Here is a 21,731-nt window from a genome sequence, read left to right as displayed (position 1 = left end):
CAACTAATTGATAAATGCATGAAACAATACAGCGAATGAAAACACCTGTAGATACCCAATTTATTCAGCATATCAATGAAAATATAGGAATCGCTCATAAAGTATGTCGCATCTACTTTGAAGACACAGATGAACGGGCAGATATGCTGCAGGAGATGATGTACCAGCTATGGAAATCCTATCCAGGATTTGATGGTCGTTCGAAATTCTCTACCTGGATGTATCAGGTATGCCTTAATACAGCCTTGGGGTGGCGTCGTAAACATAAACAAACACAAGACGAACGCATTTCATTGAGGCACTATGGAATTGCAGAACAGGGCCCAGATCAACTGGAAGAAAGCATTCAACAGCTTTTTCGAGCAATCGGAACGCTGTCTTCCTTAAACAAAGCTATTGTGCTTTTGTATCTGGATGAGATGAGTTATGAAGAAATCGCAGCCATTACAGGCCTTACCCGATCCAATGTAAGTGTGCGCCTGGTCAGGATTAAAAAAGAACTGGAAGAACAACTAAAAAAAAATAACGTTACGAATTATGTCAACTCTTGATGAATTTAAGAAACAATGGGGGCATTCATTTTCTGAATCCATCCCATATGATGAACTAGCTTTTCAGAAAGTGATTAAAAGGCGGGTCAATCAGCATACCAAGTCTTCGATGCAGTATTTCTGGGCATCTTTTGCACTTCAGATTCTGATATATGCCATGTGCGGGCATTTGGTGATCCGATACTGGTTTGCTACTCCTATTCTGCTGCTCAGCCTGACTGGTATATTACTTTACATTCCCTTTACAATAATGCTGCTTAAAAAATTCAAACGTTTTGCTGGTACCTCTGTTCTCTGCAAAGAAACGTCTTCTATCCACAAGTATTTGCTTGAAAAGCAATCCTTGCTGGAAAGCTTTTTCCGCTTTAAAAAAAGATATGAATTGTTTCTGATTCCACTGATTTCAGCCATTGCTATGTTTCTGGTATTTGCCATTTATGTACCCGGAGGCGTTCAGAGTTTCCCTTTGGGTGCAGCGATCACGTATCTGATTACGCTTTTATCCTGTTATTTAGCTATACGGGCTGAAAATCGTAAGAGTTTTGTCCAGCCTCTGGCTCAGATAAAGGCGATTTTGAGTGAGTATGAGACTGGTGCTTCTATGCAGGAATAAGGGGATTGTTTTCTTTTTTACACTCTTATTCATTGTTCTAGCCTTTCGCGAATGTTTACGCCCGTCTTTTTGCCTGATCAAAAAGACGGAAACTCAATGAGAATTTGGTGGACGAGCCTTGTCCTCCATTAAAATAGTATATCTTGATTAATGGAGTTCAGGTCTGCTGCTTGCTATATAAGATAAATCAAAAAATAAGACATAAAAAATTTGATTATAAGTGACCTGTTGTATTAACGATTAACTTTTGTGCCAAACTTTTAATGTAGGCCACTAACACTGATATTGCAGCATTAGTATCGCAACACTATTTGCCTACTAATTGTTTACATACTATAATATTTGTCATCATCAACCAGTTGTTTTGGAGCTGTCTCACTGTCTGTTATCTGATTGAGGTTGTTTTCAATCGTTACCGCAATGGCTGTCATCGGTGTATCGGTAGGGCGGTTCTCAAAGGGGTCCTGCAAGAGAATAGCCGTCTTTTCGATCATGATAAAAAGCAGTGGAATCAACATGGTTACTACCATTTCGGGTATGTCACCCACCTCTTCCAGCCCAAAGGGTAATGCAGTCAGGAAAACATAAATGATAAAATGAATCAGCACACTATAGGATTTGGGAAAAACCGTGTTTTTAATACGTTCACATTTTCCCATCGCATCGGTTAACCTGACTAAGGTTGAGTCAAGCTGGACCTGTTTGTTGGGATCCAGCTTGTAGTGATTGGCTACCTGTTTTAACTCTTCCGAATGCTTTTCCAGTAGTAAATTAGGAATATTGCTGCTTGGCAGCTTGTTTTTGTCCAAAAGCCTGTGCTTGTCCAGATAAGCAGTTACCTGACCGGAAAACGGCAGTTTGCGCAGCGATTCTCCTAATGCATAAACCCATATAATCTGTCGGTCTTTAAAACTGAGTATGTGTTGATCTATCTGTGCCTTCGCCAATTCGTCTTCAGGGAGAAATTGCCTGAGCTGACGAATCAAGGTACGGCTGTCATTGACAATGCTTCCCCAGATGATGCGTGCTTCCCACCAGCGTTCATACGACTGCGATGTTCTAAATGCAAGCAAAAGTGAGATAAGTGTCCCAATGATTGCCGCTATGGAAATGGGAATCGATACATCATGCAGAAACTTGTAATGATGGACAATCAATGAAAGGCTGCTATAAGCGAAAATGACAAGGATATCATATTTGATTAAATTAATGAAATACCCAATGGAAATCGGCCGGTTTAATAACATAGTTTAGTAACGTAACTGATCGCATAACTATAAAACAAAAGATTAGATTTCCTGGGTCAGATCATATATTTCCTGAATGGAAGCAAGCATTTTGGGTAAGTTAAACTTCAAATCAATCAGCCGACCGGTAGAGACATCAAAGACCCAACCGTGAATTTGTGGGTATTGGTTTTTCAGATACGATTTTTGAACCACTGCCATTTTTAGCACATTGATACATTGCTCTTCCACATTAATCTCAACGAGTCGATTGTAACGTTGATCCGGATCTTCAATGGCATTGAGTTCATCTTTATGTAATCGATACACATCCCGAATATTGCGAAGCCAGGCATTAAGCACACCCAAATCCTTACTTTCCATAGCTGCTTTCACACCGCCGCAGAAATAATGGCCACAGACCACAATGTGTTTAACCTTCAGGTATTCTACTGCATAGGCAACCACCGATTGCGAACTGTTGTCGTTGTTAGGAACCAGGTTGGCAATATTGCGGTGAACAAACATCTGCCCGGGCTGGGTGCCGGTCAGTTCTTCGGCAGTCACGCGGCTGTCACTGCAACCTATGTAAAGTATCTCAGGGGATTGTCCCTTGGAAAGGTGTTCAAAAAAATCGGTTTGACTGGCTTTTTTTTCTAAAACCCATTTGCGGTTGTTCTCAAAGATTTCATCGTACAATGCCATAATAAGTTAATTTATAGTGGTTGATTTATAGAAAGCAAAACCGCCTTGTTAAGCCTTTCATGAAAGGCTTCTTGTGTGGTTTGTAACTATTATATTATCTCTCAGATGTACTCTAAGAGCAATTTATTCTATATAATGAATGAGCCTTTACAACTTTACCAACTTTTTCATAGAGTCTTAAAAAAGATTGCTTTGTATACATTATTGTGCCCTTTTCTGTCTATATTCTATCAATCTGTTCGCACCAAAGTCAAAACATAAGGTAAAATATAGTAAAATCCAAATCCTTTCCTGGAAACTCCTGCAAGATAAACAACCTTACAGACAATATCAGATTTGGTTACTAATCAGCTGTCTGTGCTATTTCATCGTTTTTACTATTCCATTTTGTTGTGGTGGGGATGTTTAAAAATTTGTTGAATTAAAATTAATAATTAGGTAAGTGGTCAATCGTGTCTGTTTCGCACAAAAGTACACATCGTTCAATTAAGTGTTCCATTTCCCGAATATTTCCAGACCTGTGGGAAGACATAAGGGTTTGTAATAGATGAGCAGAGATATCTCTAATCTGTTTGTCATATTTTCTGCTGTACAGAGTATTAAAGATTCTGACTTTCCTGAAACACATATAGTGCTTCTTTATTTAGTTGTATTTGCGATTGAGATTCTAGTGACTCAATACTATTTGAACATTATTCTTGACACAGTAGTATACCTTCTTTAGTAGCCATTTCTTTTCTGTTAACAGATGTTTTAACTCTGTATTGCTTTTTTATTTGGGTCGATACAAACAGTACAGCAGTCAGACTATAAGAAGCTGTAATCCTGAACCAACAAAGGTAGCATGCTGTCCAAATTGAAATTATTGCAACTTTATTTTTGTAACTCTCCTTCTTGTTTTAAAAGCTGAATAATCCTGCCTTTTTCTCTGCTTCATATTTTACCAATAACTCGTCCACATTCTTTAACTGTTGCAACACAATGATCAACTCTTTAAAATCTTCCGGATAAACTGCTCCCAGCTTTTTCTTAAGTAATTTGATAGGGTATTGACTCATGAGTATGGGTTAATATTACTAATTATACCTCTTAAGATATATCTTGGAGGTAAAATAATAAGGGTATAAAATAAGGCTAGCCGTACTTGTATAGTAATGTTACAAAAATAAATTTGATTGCATGGGAATATATGTATAATGTGACAGGTGATGAAAAGTTGTGATTTCAGCCAGATTTGGGGATGTATCAGCAAATATGTATCAAAATGGCAATGAATTACATGCAATTTGTATCTATAGGTTGGCGTTGAAGAGAAACACACAACCACTTTCCGATGCAATTTTTCTGCCAGTACTCTTTGATGTCTCGTTTTAGGATGAGAAGCCTGGTTTTATGGACTATTTTTATCTATACGAGTTGCTCTCATAAAATAGCTCCCTATGCTGGAGGGCCAGTTATGAGCAAAAAAAGTATCCGTAAAACATTTTTGCCTATTCTGGAATTCATGGAAGTCAAGCCGGGTATGCGTTTTGCAGATGTGGGTGCAGGTTCTGGTACTTTTACTGTGATGATGGCTAGCCTTATGGATAGTGCCACTGTTTATATTCAGGATATAGACAGACAAGTGTTGAATGAAGAGAATGTAGAAAAGATGGTTGACTTTTATTCACAGCAAGGTTCTGAAAACTTGCGTGATAAGGTACAATTTCATCTAATTATCGGAGATACTATTCATTCCAATTTACCTGATTCGACTTTGGATCTGATTTATACTAATGCTACGATACATGTATTTAATCAACCTGATGCTATGTTTCAGGACCTACACAAAAAATTAAAGCATGGAGGTCGGATATTTATCCGGGACAGCTTTAAAAACGATCACGGAGCAGGGGAGTTTTGCTCTGATCCAACTTGTGCCAAACCTTTGCTGAGTATTGCAGATTTTCTAAGTCTTATGCAGAAAAATGGCTTTAAGCTTCTCAAACAATCTTCAGATATGAGTGGCTATCCTGTGTTTGGGTTTACGCAGAGTGATTAATATATTGTGGTAAAGAAAAAAGACAAGCCTGATTCTTGGTGGAAAGCCCACAAAAAAGGTTCGGAAATATTTTCAAACCAGAAGGCGCAAATTATACTATTTGTCCATAATTCTATACGTTCATCAGTTACCAATCTGTACTGATAGCATGTTTTTTCGTCATTCGTTTCCAGGTAAGAACTGTTACTAAAAACCAGGATAAAATCAGTGTATAATACAATGGGACAAGAAGTGCATGGGTTGAATAAATATATTCAACAAATCCTCTGTTATTGGCTGTAATCAGTACAATAAACGACAAAATACCTGTGAAAATAAGCTTGGTACCCAGACGACGTGTCAAACTTCCTTTTGTAGTGCGAGTGCCTATTTGTATTATAAAAACCATGCTTATAAGACTAAGTCCTACTGTAAACCCTGTCATAAAGTCATTTATGCTCAATGGATTTTTGGATTTGAGAGCAACAGTAAAAAAGAAGCTTCCAATTGCCAGAAAAACAAGTAAAGAAGGCACATGTGTGAGAGTTCTTGTGAACTCATTCCAATAAAGTCCCAGTATAGTTTTACCCATCAGTTGTCTATAACTTTCTTCTAATTCTATAAGACCCATTTGGCCTCCAAATTCTTTATCTATGAGTTGTAAGGCAGCTTCAAAAGAGACTCCTTTATCCATTTGTGTTTCAATAGCAGAAATATAATGATCTGTCATTTCTGCCAAAAACTCTTTTTCTTCCAATTGAGAAGAGGACAGATGTTCCTTTATTTTTCGGATATGCTCAGATGTCAAAGCCATACGGTCAGATAGGTTTAATAGTTAGGATAGTTTGTAGATTCTGGAGAAAGTTTGTCATTTCAGCCAGGCGGTTCACTGATTCAGTTTTGCCTTGTTTGGTCAGAGAATAGTACTTGCGGGCTCTGCCTTCTACAATCTGGGTTTCAGTGGTCAGCAGGCCTTCTGACTCCAGCTTATGTAGTGCCGGATATAAGGCTCCTTCTGTGAGTTGCATCTGGCCACTGGTTAATTCCTTTACCTTTTGAGTAATTTCATAACCATACATTTTTTCACGGTCTTCGAGTAGTCGCAGAATGATAACTGACAGGCTACCTTTCAGGAGATTCTGGCTTTGTGTATTCATGTGTCAAATATATAGGAATATCTTATATACCTACAAGTGTTAGGTATGTTATTTTCCTATATATATATAAGTTTTTTGTAGGTAAGTACAATACGAGGGGGTGGGAAAACTCCGTTAGTAGATGGGTAATATGGATAACACAACTACCTCAACCAATAATCTCCTTTCTATGATAATATCCCCATTCTTTGAGGGCATGAATCACCTTGTGCAGTGATTTAGCGTGAGAGGTGGTCGTGTATTCTACCACAGGAGGGAATGCATCAATTACTACTCTGGTTACCAAGTGATTTGACTCCAGTTCTTTTAGTTCTTTTGAGAGCATCCTGTCACTGATACCATCTATATCCCTGGCAATCTCTTTAAATCTTCTTTTTCCATTTAATAAAGCAATCAGGATCTGTAGTTTCCATCTGCCATTCAGCACATCTAGGGCATCCTTTACCGCCCGTAAATCCTCTTTTGAACATTGGGTATAAGTTGACATAAGACCTTGAAATAACCATTACTAACCTATCAGTAAGCACTTACTACTTGTTTAGCGCTTACAAACCAAATGCTAAGATAGCTAGTTTTGCGACAGTAAGAGAAGGCAAAATGTAACCTGCTTACTATCGGATATTAATAGAAAGGCAGCACATGGATTCTTTGGAAAGTAAAACAACCTATCTTTATGAATAAACGAATTCTCATTTTTGGAGCTAATGGGAGAACAGGCCAATTAATAGTCAAATATGCCTTGGAGAAGGGATACTCCATCACTGCATTGGTACGTAATCCTGAAAAACTTACGATAACTTCCGAACGACTAACCATACACAAAGGATCACCTACTCATTTAGAGGATGTGCAAAAAGCTATGGCTGGATGTAACTATGTACTCAGTGCCTTGAGTGCTCTTTCTGTAAAAGACAGCTTTTCATTTAAAATGATTACTCCTCCGAAGACACTCGAAAAAAGTATTGGTAATGCAATACAGGCAATGAATGAGTATGGTATCAGGCGCATTGTTACACTTTCGTCTGTTGGGGCAGGAGATTCCTATTCGTATGCTCCCTGGTTTATGAGATGGGTCATCCGACTAACCAATTTTAAAATTGTATTTGCTGATCATAACCAACAGGAGCAGTTAGTACAGCAATCCGGTCTGGATTGGGTAATAGCCCGACCTGTAGGACTCACAAATACTACTAATCCGGGAAAACTGGTAGTTAGTTATAACAAAACTCCTTCGCCCTTTAAAATAAGTAGAATGTTGCTGGCCAAATTTATGGTAGACCAGCTCACTGAGGATGCCTTCCTGCATAAAACTCCCATTTTATCCGAATCGTAAAATGTTGCTACTATGAATTGTGCTCGACAAAAATTTTGTGGTAAACTCAATGTATAAATAATGTTGCGGTTTATTCTATACAAAAACTTTTTTACGGTTTCTTCTAGCCAAAAGAACTTTTGATCAAAACAATCTCCGGATTAATGGCTCACTTTCGTTCCTGAAATGAATAGACCTACTATTGTTAAAATACAGCAATAATTCATAGAGTAGGATACCGTGATGAGCTTTATATAATTAATTTCGTAGTAAAGTTTTTTCATAGAAGTAGATGCGTATGTTTCGTATGATTAATGCCTGGATTTAAGTTCGCCTTCATTTACTAGACAGAAAAATACCTAACCATATAATGTCTCTCAAAAGGCTACTTTAACTCCTGCATACCATTCAACCTTTAGTCTACCTCATATTGTGTCATAATATGTTGAATCTCTATCTGAGCAAATACATCCTTGTTGATGATTCTGAAATTCAAGCTATCATTGCTACAGGTAATTATCTGATAGTTTGCCGTGTCTTTCACTTGTTTTATACAATGTAACTCAATACTTCCCTGATTACCTAGTGTGACAATATGCCAGTTTTGAGAATAGCCGGAAATAGGAATGAGTATCAGGAACAGATCTACCAAACTATAGGTTTTTAGTAAATTTTTTCATGAATAAGTAGATTATGTATAGTGCCCTTCACACACTTGCAAAGTGAATGAAAATTATTGAGGGTTATCTTTTGTAACCTGAGTTTCTATTCACTAAAGGGTTTTATATGTTGTATGATTTAAAAGAAGTAGTATAATTTCTTTTAAGGACTAATCAGTTGCTTCTTATTTTATACTATAGCAGCTATGCCTCAATTGGGTTTATTATAAATATAAATGTGAAAATAAAGAATCCTAGAAGGAGTGCTGGTTCTATTCTATAATTTATCTGCAATTTGCTAATGAAGTATCTGTTGTTTGTTGTTAATCAGAAGTTTATGGTTTTTTTACTTTATAACAGTATGGCTAAGATGTAATGTAGAGTATTGGGTGTATGATATTTTATTTGCAAAACAGATGTATTTTTTTTCACTTTCTTGTTTACTATCAAGCATAGTAGTTATTAAGAGATAAATATTCTTTAGTAACAGTTCTACTATATTATCTACCTATACCAATTTATACTATGAATCATTTTTACAAGCTGTTGTTCGTATTCAGCTATTTTTTGACACAAGCCAGTTATGCTTCAGATCCTTTAGTCATTTCTCCTGCTGATCGTTCAACTGTCAACGTTGCTGCACCATTGGTCATTAAAACACAAGCCAATGATTCATTAGCTGCACAGGTAAAAGTAAAGATCCTGTTAAATGACCCTCGGACATTTGTTTATGAAGCAACTCAGAATGCAGCCTCTACCAACCAGTTTTTAATTGCAGATGCTCCATTGCAGCCAGGTAATCAGTACCTGATTGAAGTAAGCACATTGGGAAGCCATGGCTATGTGATAGGACAAACCTATTACACTATTTTTACAGAATATGTACCTGTTGTAGAAGCTAAGCCTTTTCTGATTAATTCGGCTGATACCTTGGTTTTGTATGAAACAAACAGATATTTTGGTTTTAATGTTAACCCCAATAATCCTAACGCCCGTAAAATTACTGTACGATTTTATGTAGGTTCTCCTTATACAGCAGATACAAAAACCTTAACATCTGACGAGGCAGTACAACCTGTTAACTTTACATATATATATGATGCTACGCAGATCGAAAAGGGTATAGTGCATTTTAAAGAGTTAACTATTACCACATTTGATTCCTTAGGAACTATACTAGCTCAAAATACATACAACGTTCCCTATATTGTTCCAACTCCAAAGGCAGCTGAGTTTATTAGTCCTACAACAGGTGCTACAGATGTTTCTACTACACCTACTATTACTCTTGGTAATTATTCAACTAATCCAAATGGGGGCTGCACTCAATGGATATTTATCAGTTATGAAATTGATCGTTATCCGGCAGACTGGCAAGGAGAAGATTATATTCGTCAGAATGTAAGTCAAAATGTCAATCAGTGGACACCCTCTGTTGCTTTACAGCCTAATACCAAATATGAAGTACGTGTGAGCGGCGGCTTTGTATGTTATGGACCAACATCTGTTACTTCTACCTTTACTACTGGAGGTGGTAGTTTGTCTTCTCGTTTGGCTGGAGCGGCTATCAGTGATGAGTTGGATAGCCCTTCCATTGTTTCACCAAACCCTTTCTCAGATCAAGTATCTATTCAGCTTAAGCCTACTTATCAAAACGCTAATGTAACACTAATGTCTATGCAAGGAAGAGTGCTCTTCTCGAAAAAAGCGTCTGCTAATGAGACTATTTCATTCAAAGATAATTCTTTAGCTCCTGGGTTGTATCTGATTAACATCACCGATCAAACGGGTAAAAACGAACAGTTCAAAATCATTAAACAGTAAACATATTTTATGCTATGTACAGAACAACCCCTCCTTAAATCAGGGGTTTGTTTTTTCAAATCTTTCCCGAAGAATATGTGAAAAGTGTACATCTGATTTCGTTGTTGCAATAAGTACTCTATCTGTGATCTAAAAACAATCCGTAATGTTTCTCATAGAGACTAACAGAGAAGCGTTACGGATTGTTTTGTTTGATAAGCCCTCTACTCACCTGTTCACAATTTCTAAATACTTATACAAGTTTGTAATAGAATTGACAACAACCTATAAAGACATTAGACAATTTAGGCTACAATATTTTATAAATGGACTTGGGCCTTCTCAGTTATTTACCTATAAAAACAATACTGGAGCCCTATTTCGAAAAATATTAGATTATGCCAATAGATTTTCTATATAGATTTAGATAGATAGATTCCTTAGATGGTCGTACACTGAAGGAAACTTTGTATGTTATTGTTTATCCCAAACCTTGCATATCAGAGTAATAACGTTTATAAAATTGCTTGAAATGTGAATAAGTTAAAAGTCACTTTAATGGTATTCAACCTTGCCATTAACCTAAAATAAAGGATGAGGTTTCCGATGTATAAACATTTATACATTATACAACAAGACAACCCATAAATAATAGAATTCAGAGGATAGCATTTAGTAAAAGCTAAGCTACCATTAATACGGCTCTCAGGATAAGACTATGTTGGAAGGAAAACCCCACATTCAGGGAACGCAAGGTTTTCACCACAGTTTGAATAATTCAACCACTCAACTGAGAGTGGTATAAAAAAAGCAACAAAAATAATGCCCAGGCAGTGGTTAACTGGTTATGTATCAGTGTTTTATTTTGTCGTTGATTCCATATGTGTAAATTCAAAAAGCAATGGAAACAAGTCTATTTCTATTCTATTAGAAGTTAATTTATAATTTCTTAACCTCCATTCAAGCTTATTTTCGATAATAATTCAATTACAAGAACTTTTTCAGCTAAAAACATCTGCTAAAAACTTGTTAGATCAACATGTATGAGCCTGTATTCTCAATGGAGATCGGCGGTACATTTTTTAGTCCGGCATCCTTGTATACCTTGTGACGCTGATGGTCCAGAGTTAGGTTTTTAATTTATCTTTGGTACGCAATATGACTCTCTACTTGGTTCTGAGAACACAATAATGACTCCACAAGAGGCAGAAAAACTCTCAGGCATTGAGTCAATCGAAATTCAATGCAGATGGGCTCATCAAAAAACACATCCATTCTGTGATGTGTTTGAAAAACTGGTTTCGCTGTCTTCTCTAAAAGCAATCAGGGTGGCAGACTTTAAATTGTCTTCACAAACACAAGCTGCAGATATCCGATTTCTGGAACTAGTGGGTTCTGTGGAATCATTAACCCAATTGGATATTTTATACATTCAGAAGTTCTTGAGAGTGAACAATTACTGGATACTCTTGCCCGATTAACAAATCTGAAGCACCTGAAGCTATCTTTTCTATTCATTTTAAGTATTTTCCAGAATTTGTCAGCCAGCTAACTAATCTGGAGATTCTTTCTATTGAAGTAAGTAACCAGTGTATCTTTCCTCTGGAGATATTTTTTCCATTCCGAAGCTCAAAATATTCAGGCTAATTATTTCTGGTTTTCCTTTCCCGGATTCTGTAAAATCGATCATAAACAATTTGTTCCAATTGTCGCATCTCAAAGAAATCGAGATGCGTGTGGTAAGTTCATCCGCCTCAAAAGGGAAAGCAATCTTATTTTCGGATACAGATTCTACTTTACAAACGTTATCTAATCTGCAAAAACTTATACTGCAAAATCTAAATCTGGGGCAATTGCCTGTTGTTATCCAAAATTGTGAAAACCTGGAAATACTAAATGTTGAAGACAACAATATAGTCCATTTTCCTGGCTATATGCCTAACATAAGTAATCTTATTCTTAACGGTAATAGAAGGATTGATTTGGATCAGATTCTAAGTTGTCTCAATCCATCTACCCTCCAATTTCTGAACATAGGTAGTTGCAATCTCTCTCAACTTCCTTCCCGAATTGCTGATTTTCAAAAAAAAGAGAATATCTATTTTGGACGTACTTGCTTGCAAAAAATTCCGGTTGAACTAGTTTTTCTGGAGCGGATGTATGTTACTTGCAAGTATATTGTAAAGTAAAGTTGATGACTTCATCCGCCTTTCCCGATTGGGAGATGGTCTGTTTAACAGTAAGTGGAAAACCTTTATCGTTGTAAGTGTATGCATAAGCTGAGGTCGAACTCACTGTTTCACCATCATACGACTTCTCACTGATGGGGTTATTCGAACTCACCACATCCGCAATGTCTCCAAATACCACAGCAAAAACCAATAGAGCTACGTATGTACGATGTGGATTAGGTTTGTTATCGTAGGTATACTCAGTGACTAATTCTTCGGCCTGGCTGCCAATTTTGTAAAAGATCTTGGTCAGGTTGCCATTGCCATCATATTCATAGCGGAATTGAGTGTCATTGCGTGTAATTTTAGTTATATTATCACCAGTATAGGTAAAAGTAGCCGTAGACGAAACACCACCTAAAAAGGGGGCTGTCAGCGTTTGAATTTTGCCGGAGGCGTTGGTAGTGGCCATAGCAGTTATGTCTGGTGTACCAGAATTTTTTCCATTATAAAAAATCCGGATCTTTTCTACCTTTCCATTGGTATAATCAGTGAATAAGGTGCTTTCTAGAGCATTATTCTTTGTTTTATCATAGGAGGATGCCTTAATTATCTTTTCATCAGTATTGTATTCAAACAATACATATCCTTCCTCATCTTCTTCACGAGTTACCTGACAGTCAGTATTTACGGATGGTGTTGTTGGAGCATCATCTTTTTTACAAGCTACTATGACAAGCAATAGGAAGAGGAAGGCAATGAAAGAAATACGGTAATGAGCAAATGCAGAAAGATTCATAAAATTTTCGTTGGATTGATTATAGGATAAAGGAGTATAACTGAATGAGATAAATTAACAGAAGCAATTACAACGGCTGTCGATAGCCTAAATGAACGAACACTTAATGAATGCGTTATATTTCATGAGTCAAATTGATTTTAATAACCAGTTTTCAGATTCTGTCCACATCTCCATTATGGTAGACCAGGTGCATACCAATTTAAGATTCAGAGAAAGCTGTTTTAGACAGAGGTTTCACAAAAGTAGTAGCTCACTTAAGGCTGTTCAATACATGAATATGTGTATTTGCAGAAAGTGAAAAGGTGTTTTTTGTAATCCTTGAAAAAGTCTACCTGAATTTTTAAGAAGAAGTTTATCTGTCTTAGATTTTTTAACAGTTGCCTCACTTGTAGCAGCCTGCCAGAAAGAAGAATCGACACCCTCTTCACAACTGGAAGCTCCACTACAGGTTCTACAACTGGAGACCCTAGCAGTAATTGTACTGTCACCAATACGGAAACAGCAGGACCTTACCCCATTCATAAGCTATCTTCTTTGGTAAGATCTAACATTTTCGGAGATCGTTTGGGAGTTAATCTATCTGCAAAGATTACTATTAAGAATAAAAATTCAGACTAGGCAGTCTTATCAGAAGTATTAGTTAACCTCTGGCATTGTAACACTTTAGGAAACTACTCCGAATATGGAGCATTGAAATCTGTGAGTTGGCTCAGAGGCCGGCAAGCCAACGATTCTAACGGACAGGTTTCTTTTACAAGTATTTTTCCGGGTTGGTACAGAGGTCGTTTGCCACATATTCATGTACATGTATAGTGCAAGTGGAACTTCAGTATTAATCAGACAAATAGCATTTTCTAACGATTTGTGTCAAATACTTTATACAACAGTACCAGACTATGTTGGTCGGGGAGTACATGATAGATTACTGAAAAATGACAGTATCTTCAGAGATGGCTATGCTAACGAAATGGGGATTTTCTCAGGAAGTATAGTTTCTGGATATATGCTGACACATACTATTGTTGTTAATGGATAGTCTATTACTCTCTGGATTTTAAGGTCAGGACTTTGAGGTATATTCTCAGAGTCCTGTTTGTCTAGTGATACAATGATAATTATTTATATGATTCCTCAAACTGAAGGCATACTTCTTATCAATCAAAAACGGCAGCTTGTTTCTACAGAAGATTTCAGTCTGTACTAGCGCATACCTGACACAAATAGATCTCCATTGATAAAACAAAAGTTTGGGAGTATTTTAAGTTTGAATGATATCCTGTTAGCACCAAAAAAACAATCTCTTTGTCTATTGAACAACCATGTTATTTTATTCTATTACCATTGGTGTGTGCTTTGCTGGTAAATGAACATATTGTGGATGCAGGACAGATTTTCTGTCAGGTTGTTAAATCCGGTGAACAATTAAATATAACTACTCCGTTTGATGATGAATATATTAACTTTATAGAAGTTTCTGTTCGAGCAGATAAAAACAATTCTGCCCAAGGGTATGAGCCACCATTATGTGTTTGTGATTTTAGCCTTACCCAAAATTCGTTAACCCTACTCTCTCTGGATTTTCTATTGGAGTGTTTCTATATTGGAAAATTTGATAGAAGAGCAGAATATATTCTTGATTTAAAACATACCAGCCCCAAAGTTCTTGCTTTTAATCTGAATGAACCTTTTGAAATAGAGGGACGGCTACTTTACGAAAGAGATATGGTCCTTTTATGGGATTGCGAGGCAATGGAATCACTCACCTCAGAAAGTCTTTTACTAGCCATTACACCATAATACCTATAACAGAGTTGAAGTAAACTGAGGTTTTCTTAAATACTTTAATACAAAGAACAGCAATTTGAGAGAATACAAGACACGTCCAGTAACAACAAAGTTGAAAATCAGTCAAAAGAGCACAGAGCCTACATTCTGTTAAAAATATAGGCTCTGGTATTTATAAGATTTCAGATCGAACTCCTATATCTGACATTCAGGATGGTATATATTTCCAGATAATGCAAAATCATTATTTAAATACTATCTGTGAAAACTCGAACAAATCATGACGCCAAACGGGCCAGGTGTGCCCACCTGCGTATTCACTATAGTTGTAGCGGATACCCATCTGATCAAATTTTCCCCGCATGATTTTGCAATTTTCATAAGCAATGTCTTCCTTTCCGCCCATTGAAATCCAGAACTGTTTCAAATTAGTATTGATGGCAGAAGCATTATTTTTCATAAAGTCATATTGAGGATCAGATAGGGCAGTATTGTTGGCAAACCAACCTGAGCTAAAAACACCTAAATAGTTAAACATATTGGTATTCTTGATCCCCGCATACAATGTTTGCAATCCACCCATAGACAACCCTGCCAGGGCTCGGTTTTTTGCATCGGTATGCACACGATAGTTACTTTCTACAAACGGAATCGCAGTTTGCTTTAATTCATTTTCAAATGCCCGTAACACATTCTCATTAAATCCGGCGAGTCCACCACCGTTGTTTACATTCCCATCCAGCATGACAATGAGCATGGGTTTGGCTTTGCCTTCAGCAATGAGATTATCCACAATCAGATCTGTTTTTCCCTGAGTAGCCCATCCACGCTGATCTTCTCCTCCTCCGTGTAACAGATAGAGAACAGGAAAATTATTAGATGACTTGTCGTATTCCGGAGGTGTGTATATATACATCTCACGCCAGGTATTGGTCACTGCTGAGAAATACTTTCGGATGCGTATATCCCCATGTGGAACCTCTTTAAGGGCATAAAAGCTGCCATCTCTGTCAGGAATTTCAATACCGCTGGCCATTCGTCCCATACCATAGAAACTTTCACTGGCAGGATCCGCCAACGCAACTCCATCAATCAGAAGAGAATAATAATGAAATCCCCGACTAATGGAATCGGTAGTAACAGTCCAAAATCCAGCTGTATCTTTTGTCATATCATATTTTTTGCCCAGGTCAATCTGAACCTTTTGTGCCTGTGGAGCTTTGATGCGAAAAACTACCCGATTATTAGGCAATAGCTGGGGATATTTTCCATTGCGGATATTGGTAGAAGCAGGTGAACCTAAGATAGTGTATTTGGAAAAGCTGGAAACATCAACAGGTTTGAACAGGAACTGGGAGAACATATACAAACCATTTTTCCATACCTTAAAATCGTGTACACCCGGTTCAATATAATAGATGTGTGGAACTCCTTTTTCATACAGATAGTCATGTGTACGTTTGCTGAAGTTGATCAGATTGTCATTATCCCCACAGGAAATCCATAAAAGTTTGAGTTTGTTTTTAGCCTCTTGTGGATTGGAAATAAGCTCTTCAGGCTTTTTGGTATTCGGCGCAGATGAAAAACCACCAACCCATGCGAATTTGTCAAGATTGCCTAATCCAAAGTTCAGCGATTGTCCACCACCCATCGAAAGCCCGGCAATAGCCCGTGATTCCCGATTGGTGAGCGTTGCATATTTTTTCTCGATAAAGGGAATTAAGTCATTGAGCAGATCTTTTTCAAAAGTGGCAAAAGCCTCTACTTTATCTTTATCGAAAATATTGCCGATAGGTCTGTCATCTTTCATAGCCCTGCCATTAGGTAAAACTACAATCATAGGTTTGATTTTACCATCCGCATAGAGATTGTCCAGAATCACCTGTGGTGAGCCGCCATTGAGCCATTCTTTTTCATCCCCTCCAATGCCATGTAGAAGATATAGTACAGGGTATTTTGTTTTTTTGTTATAATTAGGAGGAGTGTAAACCAACGCTTTTCGAGTAGTACCTACAGTTTTGGAGTTGTACCGGATGGTATCTATTTTCCCATGAGCAATTCCTGTACGTACTATATCAAATCCTTTGGGAGCCTCCTTGGCTATGCTTTGTTGAGCAACATTTTGTGAATGGGTATTGATTTGTAGAATCAGAAAAGTCAGGGATATAAGTAAAAACCGTTTCATACGTGTATAGCTTTCAGCGTGAATAAATGCCAGTGAAGAGAATAGGTACTAAAGTTAATGTGTTTGTGGAGTAATGATCTGGTATTTTCCGCTCAGATGCATCAGGGTGAATAAATACAATAATCCATCATAATAGGGATCAAAATATCCATCGTTGTAAGGTTCGAGTTTAGCCTTCCATAGGGCATGCACAAAGTCAAGGCTTTTCTTATCCGAGTTAATCAGAGAAAGAGAGGACGCAGTCGCCACCAAACCCAACGAATGCCTGAGCTTTTTTTCCGGACCCGCTTGCAGGACAAACTCCGGGCGTGAACCATCCAGATTAAACTGGTCTTCAAACGTGTCAATGCCTTTTGAGCGGAGAAATCCTTGAAAGCGTTTAGCATATTCCTGTTGCCATTTTTTGTCTTTACCAAACCAGACATAGTCCATGGCAATATTCATTGGAACCCTCCACGAATCATATCGAAACGCAGACGGCGACCATGGTGTATCATGTGGCTTTCCGCTAAATTCTGTATAGTCAGCATTTAGTCCGGTAACAGGATGGCAGGCTCGGTGCAGAAATGCCCGTGATGTATCCGCACAGACTTTGTAAAACGATTCATGTCCATCGTTGGCATACAACGCCCATACTTCCATAAAGGCCGGCAAGTGATACGATGGGTCCGTCCACTGATAGCCATTCCCTTCAGGAACAAAGGTGATTTGTTTATGCTCAGTATTAATCAGGTTGTATATGTTTCCGGACCCATCTTTCTTCCACATGGCATCCAGTATACGCCGGGCTTCATTGTAATAATGAATGCCTGTGCTGTTGCCCCACTTATTGGCCGCAAACAAAAGGCTGGTAACATAATAAAGCTCTCCATCCGAAGCCGATCCTTCGGAGTTACGCTTCATGGTTTTGGGATTAATGCTCCAGGCAAAATATGCCTCCCGTGGGCCACTCTGATGTTGCAGATAGGCTTTCGACCACCGCCAGATACGATCAAATACATCTTTTTTATTCAGTTGAACAGCTATCATCATCCCATAGGAGAGTCCTTCCGTACGGGCATCATGATTTTTAATATCTGAAACATAAGCCATGGTATCACCAACCTGAAAGTATACCCGGTTGGGACCTTCAAAGATGTCGTAATAGGCTTTCGCAACCTTTGCCTCTATATCTGCCTGGCTATAACCTGCCTCTTTGAACAGATTTCGATATCGTGTGGTTTGAGCTATACCCACACCATCCGGAAAGATAGACAAGAGGAAAATAAGAATAAGGATAAGTTTCATGGTAAAGACTTGTTTTATGTACTCTTGCTTTTCCAGAATATGCTATTTAAAAAGCAAAGGTGCCATTTGGTATAAGCTTCTACGCCATGTTTGAAACTCATGCGCTGTACCTTCTGAAATATAAGTTGTGACATTGATTCCTGCAGCTTTGAGTTCTTCGCCTGCCTTCTGTACCCCCTCAGGACGTTCTTTGCTTCCACAACTGAGAAATATATGCTTTACTTTTGATTTGTCTTTGATATCCGCAGGTGTATACAATCCGCCACTTAACAGTCCATAATATGAAAAGACCTCTGGTTTGTTCAGAGTAATCTGCTTTGTCTCCATTCCTCCCATAGAAAGCCCGGCCATAGCTCTTTTATCCTTAGTGGCAAGGGTACGGAAATTAGCATCAATGTAAGGAATAAGCTCATCAACAAGTACGGTCTGGAATGGCACAATACTAAATTCGCGAATCTTGCCAAATTTTACTTCATTGGTCATGCCATAGGTCATTACGATCAGGAAAGGCTTGATTTTTCCATCAGCAATCAGGTTGTCCATTATTAAATTGGCATGTCCCTGATTACTCCACGCTGTTTCATCTTCTCCCCAGCCGTGTTGCAAATACAAAACAGGGTATTTATCTTTTCCTTTTTCATATCCAGGAGGAGTATAGACAAAAGCTCTGCGAGAAGTACCTGTACTGGGCGATGGAAAAAGAACCTGTTGTACCTGGCCATGAGGTACATTTTTGAGCGCATAAAAATCCTGATCATGTGCCGGTATTTCAATACCACTTTCCCAACGTACAGAGCCGTAGAAATTCAATGTGCCCGGATCATTGAATTTTCCACCATCAATGTTCACATTGTAATAGTGAAAGCCTTCGTCCATTGGTCCGTCGGTTGTACCCATCCATGAACCATCTGCCGCCTTGCTGAGTTTGGTGCCACCTCTTCCTCCCAGACCCAAACTTACCCGTACACTATCGGCTGCAGGAGCAATTATTTTAAAACGTGCATAACCCTGAGAGTTTACCATTGGATATTCCTGTCCAGGCTGGTTTACTGTAGACGGCTTAAAATCTTCTTTGATTGTAGACTGTTGTGCCTGTACAAAGCAAAGCCCACCTGTAACAAAGGTAATGAGTGCTATTTGTAACAACTTGACTTTCATTTTTCTCAGATGTTTAGTAAGTGGCTTATGTTTTATTTAAATACTTGTTGTAAGGACTTAGCTAAGAAAAGTTTACAATTCATCCATGTATGTCCACCAGGCACAATAAGTGGCTCTACCTTGATTTTCTTTTCCTTAAACATGGCAATGTTTTGTTTTACACTCTCATACAGAAAATCTTCAGTTCCGACACTAATAGTGAATAGTTTCACTTGTTTGTTTATCAGATCTGCATTGGGTTTCCAGTCTGTAAAGTTTTTGGTAAACTCTTCGGTTGCTGTATAGGGTGCATAGGAGCAGATATATCCAAATTTATCCGTGTTGGTAAAGGCAATGTTAAGAGTCTGTCCACCACCAACCGAAAATCCTGCTACTGCCCGATGGTTGCTATCTTTGAAAACCGGATAATTTGCCTCTATAAAAGGGATAATATCCTGTGTCATGTCTTTGGTAAAATCAGGCATGGGGCTAGGGCGTATATTGCCGTAAGGCATAACAATGATCATTGGAACTGCCTTTTTCTCAGCGATCAGGTTATCGGCAATGAAGTTGGCCCGACCTACTTTGGTCCAGGTTTCTTCAGTATCTGATCCGCCATGAATCAGGTACAATACCGGATATTTGGTTTTTCCATTGGGATTGAATCCGGGAGGTGTATAGACCAATAGAGTACGTGTAGTACCCAGTGTAGCAGATTTATAGTACTGATAATGAATTTTGCCATGTGGCACATTCTGTAGTGAATGTACCAGAGGTGTGTTTCCAGGAATGTCTACAATACTACGCTTGAAACGTTCATTGGCAAAGATATAGGTATTGTTAGGATCAGCAACATCAACCCCATCTACCTGAAAGCTATAAGGATAGATGTCGGGGGTGATCGGGCCTACGGTTATACTCCAGATGCCGGAGGTATCTTTTGTTAAAGGTAGGGGAGAAGATAAAAATTCTCCGTTTAGTGTCACTTTTTGTGCTTGTCTGGAGAAGTAGCGAAACGTAACGCGGTTGTCTGTATGTACATCAGGCGAAGAAATTGCCGGGGGGCGCTGCTGAGCCAAGGCTGATACACTAAATAAAAGTATCAGAGGTAAAAAAAGTGCTGTCTTCATTTTATCTGAATAAGAGAGGTAGTGTTTCGGTAAGGTATTTTTTTACGTTCATCCATGTGTGGCCACCATCAGTAGTAAAGCTTTTGTAGCTTACTTTCTTTGCTGTGAGATAATCCATAAACTCAACGGTACCCTTGTAGAGGAAGTCCTCTGTCCCAATACCTAACCAAAGCAATTTCAGTTGATTATTGGTGTTGGCAGCATTGCCGCCTATTTGGCTAAAGGAACGATCCATTTCGGCAGGAGAAAGGTAAGAGGCATAAGAACACACCCAGGCAAATTTATCCATATTACCGAATGCTGCACGAAGTGTCTGTCCTCCACCCCTTGAAAATCCGCCTATAGCCCGGCTGTCGCGACTGCTTATAGCGCGGTAATTCTTTTCAACATAGGGTACCAGATTTTTCAGCAAGTCATCCTCAAATGCTTTGGCCCGACTGACAGCATCTGGTGCATCACGGATTGTAGGATCGGCAGGTTTGGTGCCATTAGGCGACTGCTCTGCTATACGAGCTGCAATATTTCCATAGGGCATAACTACAATCATTGGCACCGCCTTTCCCTGTGCAATCAGATTGTCCAGGATCAGATTGGTATGACCTACTTTAAAAAAGGTTTCTTCTGTATCGGTAGTACCACTAATCAGATAATATACAGGATACTTTTTGGTAGGGCTTTTATCATATCCTGGAGGGGTATAAACCACAACTCTTCCTGTGATTCCTGAAACAGATGGATAGTATTCGTAGGTTATGGTACCATGTGTAACATTTTGCAGATCATAGAGAGCTGGTTTTTCAGAAGGCACATCCACCAGACTGGCTTTAAACCGTTCGTTGGGAAAGTAGTTGACATTGGCCGGGTCCATCACTGTTACGCCATCTACTTTAAATCCATACGGATAAATATCAGGTTTTATGGGTCCTACAGTTACACTCCAGATACCGATAGAATCTCTAGTCATTGGGACGCCGGATGCGCCAAACTGACCCCCATCCAATAGTACCTGACGGGCAGTAGGAGCCAGGTAGCGAAATGTAATTCGTTTATCTGTGTGTACCTGTGGCGATACAACCAATGGCCCTCTAGGTGGCTGAGCAATTACCCAGCTGCAGGCAAAAAGCAAAGTCAAGGTAAAAAATTTGTAAAAATGTGGATACATAGAAACAGGTGTTAAGTAGTTCGGTT

Annotated in this window: 23 protein-coding genes and 1 pseudogene; 10 read left to right on the top strand and 14 right to left on the bottom strand. The window is 38.5% G+C overall.

The window, feature by feature from the left end:
* Nucleotides 1-35 precede the first annotated feature (35 nt).
* Nucleotides 36-551, top strand: a complete 516-nt coding sequence (locus QNI22_RS36560) for an RNA polymerase sigma factor (protein WP_314519121.1) — start codon at nt 36-38, stop codon at nt 549-551.
* Complete coding sequence (locus QNI22_RS36555) at nt 538-1,164, top strand: hypothetical protein (RefSeq protein ID WP_314519119.1); 627 nt, start codon at nt 538-540, stop codon at nt 1,162-1,164. The genes QNI22_RS36560 and QNI22_RS36555 overlap by 14 nt, the downstream gene beginning before the upstream one ends.
* A 326-nt stretch (nt 1,165-1,490) precedes the next feature.
* Here the strand turns inward: QNI22_RS36555 and QNI22_RS36550 are convergent, their stop codons facing one another.
* The 4 genes from QNI22_RS36550 to QNI22_RS36540 form a co-directional block, all read right to left on the bottom strand.
* Nucleotides 1,491-2,411 carry a bestrophin family protein gene (locus QNI22_RS36550; protein WP_314519118.1) on the bottom strand — a complete coding sequence of 307 codons (921 nt, stop codon included), beginning with the start codon at nt 2,409-2,411 and terminating at the stop codon, nt 1,491-1,493.
* A 42-nt stretch (nt 2,412-2,453) separates the two neighbouring features.
* Nucleotides 2,454-3,095, bottom strand: coding sequence for a carbonic anhydrase (locus QNI22_RS36545; protein ID WP_314519116.1), 642 nt, complete (start codon nt 3,093-3,095; stop codon nt 2,454-2,456).
* Between the two features lie 427 nt (nt 3,096-3,522).
* Nucleotides 3,523-3,723 (bottom strand): AAA-type ATPase lid domain-containing protein, encoded by a 201-nt coding sequence (locus QNI22_RS40530; protein WP_474004540.1) that lies wholly within the window; start codon nt 3,721-3,723, stop codon nt 3,523-3,525.
* A gap of 271 nt (nt 3,724-3,994) precedes the next feature.
* Complete coding sequence (locus tag QNI22_RS36540; protein ID WP_314519115.1) at nt 3,995-4,153, bottom strand: hypothetical protein; 159 nt, start codon at nt 4,151-4,153, stop codon at nt 3,995-3,997.
* Nucleotides 4,154-4,551: 398 nt separating this feature from the next.
* On the opposite strand from QNI22_RS36540, the gene QNI22_RS36535 reads away from it, so the two are divergent.
* Nucleotides 4,552-5,136, top strand: coding sequence for a class I SAM-dependent methyltransferase (locus tag QNI22_RS36535; RefSeq protein WP_314519114.1), 585 nt, complete (start codon nt 4,552-4,554; stop codon nt 5,134-5,136).
* 127 nt (nt 5,137-5,263) lie between these two features.
* Here the strand turns inward: QNI22_RS36535 and QNI22_RS36530 are convergent, their stop codons facing one another.
* The 3 genes from QNI22_RS36530 to QNI22_RS36520 form a co-directional block, all read right to left on the bottom strand.
* On the bottom strand, nt 5,264-5,929 hold the full coding sequence (locus QNI22_RS36530) for a hypothetical protein (RefSeq protein WP_314519111.1): 666 nt from the start codon (nt 5,927-5,929) through the stop codon (nt 5,264-5,266).
* 4 nt (nt 5,930-5,933) lie between these two features.
* Nucleotides 5,934-6,272, bottom strand: a complete 339-nt coding sequence (locus tag QNI22_RS36525) for a PadR family transcriptional regulator (RefSeq protein WP_314519110.1) — start codon at nt 6,270-6,272, stop codon at nt 5,934-5,936.
* Nucleotides 6,273-6,420: 148 nt separating this feature from the next.
* Entirely contained in the window at nt 6,421-6,759 is a 339-nt protein-coding gene (locus tag QNI22_RS36520; RefSeq protein WP_314519109.1) for a winged helix-turn-helix transcriptional regulator, read from the bottom strand.
* Between the two features lie 186 nt (nt 6,760-6,945).
* Here QNI22_RS36520 and QNI22_RS36515 point away from each other — a divergent pair, with 186 nt between their 5' ends.
* Nucleotides 6,946-7,605 (top strand): NAD(P)-dependent oxidoreductase, encoded by a 660-nt coding sequence (locus QNI22_RS36515; protein WP_314519107.1) that lies wholly within the window; start codon nt 6,946-6,948, stop codon nt 7,603-7,605.
* Nucleotides 7,606-7,999: 394 nt separating this feature from the next.
* Here QNI22_RS36515 and QNI22_RS36510 read toward each other — a convergent pair whose 3' ends face one another.
* Complete coding sequence (locus tag QNI22_RS36510) at nt 8,000-8,236, bottom strand: hypothetical protein (protein WP_314519106.1); 237 nt, start codon at nt 8,234-8,236, stop codon at nt 8,000-8,002.
* Nucleotides 8,237-8,768: 532 nt separating this feature from the next.
* Here QNI22_RS36510 and QNI22_RS36505 point away from each other — a divergent pair.
* The 3 genes from QNI22_RS36505 to QNI22_RS36495 all read left to right on the top strand — a co-directional run bounded on the left by QNI22_RS36505 (nt 8,769) and on the right by QNI22_RS36495 (nt 12,235).
* Nucleotides 8,769-10,067 (top strand): T9SS type A sorting domain-containing protein, encoded by a 1,299-nt coding sequence (locus QNI22_RS36505; RefSeq protein ID WP_314519105.1) that lies wholly within the window; start codon nt 8,769-8,771, stop codon nt 10,065-10,067.
* A 1,169-nt stretch (nt 10,068-11,236) separates the two neighbouring features.
* Entirely contained in the window at nt 11,237-11,527 is a 291-nt protein-coding gene (locus QNI22_RS36500) for a hypothetical protein (protein ID WP_314519103.1), read from the top strand.
* A gap of 225 nt (nt 11,528-11,752) precedes the next feature.
* Nucleotides 11,753-12,235, top strand: a complete 483-nt coding sequence (locus QNI22_RS36495; protein ID WP_314519102.1) for a leucine-rich repeat domain-containing protein — start codon at nt 11,753-11,755, stop codon at nt 12,233-12,235.
* On the opposite strand, the gene QNI22_RS36490 is transcribed toward QNI22_RS36495, so the two are convergent.
* Nucleotides 12,210-13,016, bottom strand: a complete 807-nt coding sequence (locus QNI22_RS36490) for a hypothetical protein (protein WP_314519101.1) — start codon at nt 13,014-13,016, stop codon at nt 12,210-12,212. The two genes, QNI22_RS36495 and QNI22_RS36490, sit on opposite strands and share 26 nt — an antisense overlap.
* 687 nt (nt 13,017-13,703) lie before the next feature.
* On the opposite strand from QNI22_RS36490, the pseudogene QNI22_RS36485 reads away from it, so the two are divergent.
* The 3 genes and pseudogenes from QNI22_RS36485 to QNI22_RS36475 all read left to right on the top strand — a co-directional run.
* Nucleotides 13,704-13,832: pseudogene (locus tag QNI22_RS36485) on the top strand (dioxygenase family protein); the annotation flags it as partial.
* Nucleotides 13,833-13,881: 49 nt separating this feature from the next.
* Nucleotides 13,882-14,055, top strand: coding sequence for a hypothetical protein (locus QNI22_RS36480; protein WP_314519100.1), 174 nt, complete (start codon nt 13,882-13,884; stop codon nt 14,053-14,055).
* 266 nt (nt 14,056-14,321) lie between these two features.
* Nucleotides 14,322-14,816 (top strand): hypothetical protein, encoded by a 495-nt coding sequence (locus tag QNI22_RS36475; protein ID WP_314519098.1) that lies wholly within the window; start codon nt 14,322-14,324, stop codon nt 14,814-14,816.
* Between the two features lie 232 nt (nt 14,817-15,048).
* Here QNI22_RS36475 and QNI22_RS36470 read toward each other — a convergent pair whose 3' ends face one another.
* The 5 genes from QNI22_RS36470 to QNI22_RS36450 are packed head-to-tail and all read right to left on the bottom strand — an operon-like array spanning nt 15,049 to nt 21,705.
* Entirely contained in the window at nt 15,049-16,989 is a 1,941-nt protein-coding gene (locus QNI22_RS36470) for an alpha/beta hydrolase-fold protein (protein WP_314519096.1), read from the bottom strand.
* Between the two features lie 54 nt (nt 16,990-17,043).
* Nucleotides 17,044-18,276: a family 8 glycosyl hydrolase gene (locus tag QNI22_RS36465; RefSeq protein WP_314519094.1), complete on the bottom strand. Its 1,233-nt coding sequence runs from the start codon at nt 18,274-18,276 to the stop codon at nt 17,044-17,046.
* Between the two features lie 42 nt (nt 18,277-18,318).
* A complete protein-coding gene (locus QNI22_RS36460; protein WP_314519091.1) occupies nt 18,319-19,434 on the bottom strand; it encodes an alpha/beta hydrolase in 1,116 nt (371 codons plus the stop codon).
* A gap of 32 nt (nt 19,435-19,466) precedes the next feature.
* Nucleotides 19,467-20,543 (bottom strand): alpha/beta hydrolase-fold protein, encoded by a 1,077-nt coding sequence (locus QNI22_RS36455; RefSeq protein WP_314519089.1) that lies wholly within the window; start codon nt 20,541-20,543, stop codon nt 19,467-19,469.
* Nucleotide 20,544: 1 nt separating this feature from the next.
* Nucleotides 20,545-21,705: an alpha/beta hydrolase-fold protein gene (locus tag QNI22_RS36450; protein ID WP_314519087.1), complete on the bottom strand. Its 1,161-nt coding sequence runs from the start codon at nt 21,703-21,705 to the stop codon at nt 20,545-20,547.
* Nucleotides 21,706-21,731 lie beyond the last annotated feature (26 nt).

The organism is Xanthocytophaga agilis (genome assembly GCF_030068605.1).
In the GTDB taxonomy this organism is placed as follows: Bacteria; Bacteroidota; Bacteroidia; order Cytophagales; family 172606-1; genus Xanthocytophaga; species Xanthocytophaga agilis.
This window is presented reverse-complemented; position numbering and strand designations above follow the sequence as displayed.

Bases quoted from the DNA above. Each gene is read 5' to 3' on its own strand.
- QNI22_RS36450 (WP_314519087.1), bottom strand. From the start codon at position 21,705: ATGTATCCACATTTTTACAAATTTTTTACCTTGACTTTGCTTTTTGCC.
- QNI22_RS36515 (WP_314519107.1), top strand. From the start codon at position 6,946: ATGAATAAACGAATTCTCATTTTTGGAGCTAATGGGAGAACAGGCCAA.
- QNI22_RS36540 (WP_314519115.1), bottom strand. From the start codon at position 4,153: ATGAGTCAATACCCTATCAAATTACTTAAGAAAAAGCTGGGAGCAGTT.
- QNI22_RS36505 (WP_314519105.1), top strand. From the start codon at position 8,769: ATGAATCATTTTTACAAGCTGTTGTTCGTATTCAGCTATTTTTTGACA.
- QNI22_RS36535 (WP_314519114.1), top strand. From the start codon at position 4,552: ATGAGCAAAAAAAGTATCCGTAAAACATTTTTGCCTATTCTGGAATTC.
- QNI22_RS36560 (WP_314519121.1), top strand. From the start codon at position 36: ATGAAAACACCTGTAGATACCCAATTTATTCAGCATATCAATGAAAAT.
- QNI22_RS36550 (WP_314519118.1), bottom strand. From the start codon at position 2,411: ATGTTATTAAACCGGCCGATTTCCATTGGGTATTTCATTAATTTAATC.
- QNI22_RS36465 (WP_314519094.1), bottom strand. From the start codon at position 18,276: ATGAAACTTATCCTTATTCTTATTTTCCTCTTGTCTATCTTTCCGGAT.
- QNI22_RS36455 (WP_314519089.1), bottom strand. From the start codon at position 20,543: ATGAAGACAGCACTTTTTTTACCTCTGATACTTTTATTTAGTGTATCA.
- QNI22_RS36520 (WP_314519109.1), bottom strand. From the start codon at position 6,759: ATGTCAACTTATACCCAATGTTCAAAAGAGGATTTACGGGCGGTAAAG.
- QNI22_RS36500 (WP_314519103.1), top strand. From the start codon at position 11,237: ATGACTCCACAAGAGGCAGAAAAACTCTCAGGCATTGAGTCAATCGAA.
- QNI22_RS36470 (WP_314519096.1), bottom strand. From the start codon at position 16,989: ATGAAACGGTTTTTACTTATATCCCTGACTTTTCTGATTCTACAAATC.
- QNI22_RS40530 (WP_474004540.1), bottom strand. From the start codon at position 3,723: ATGTGTTTCAGGAAAGTCAGAATCTTTAATACTCTGTACAGCAGAAAA.
- QNI22_RS36460 (WP_314519091.1), bottom strand. From the start codon at position 19,434: ATGAAAGTCAAGTTGTTACAAATAGCACTCATTACCTTTGTTACAGGT.
- QNI22_RS36530 (WP_314519111.1), bottom strand. From the start codon at position 5,929: ATGGCTTTGACATCTGAGCATATCCGAAAAATAAAGGAACATCTGTCC.
- QNI22_RS36555 (WP_314519119.1), top strand. From the start codon at position 538: ATGTCAACTCTTGATGAATTTAAGAAACAATGGGGGCATTCATTTTCT.
- QNI22_RS36525 (WP_314519110.1), bottom strand. From the start codon at position 6,272: ATGAATACACAAAGCCAGAATCTCCTGAAAGGTAGCCTGTCAGTTATC.
- QNI22_RS36490 (WP_314519101.1), bottom strand. From the start codon at position 13,016: ATGAATCTTTCTGCATTTGCTCATTACCGTATTTCTTTCATTGCCTTC.
- QNI22_RS36545 (WP_314519116.1), bottom strand. From the start codon at position 3,095: ATGGCATTGTACGATGAAATCTTTGAGAACAACCGCAAATGGGTTTTA.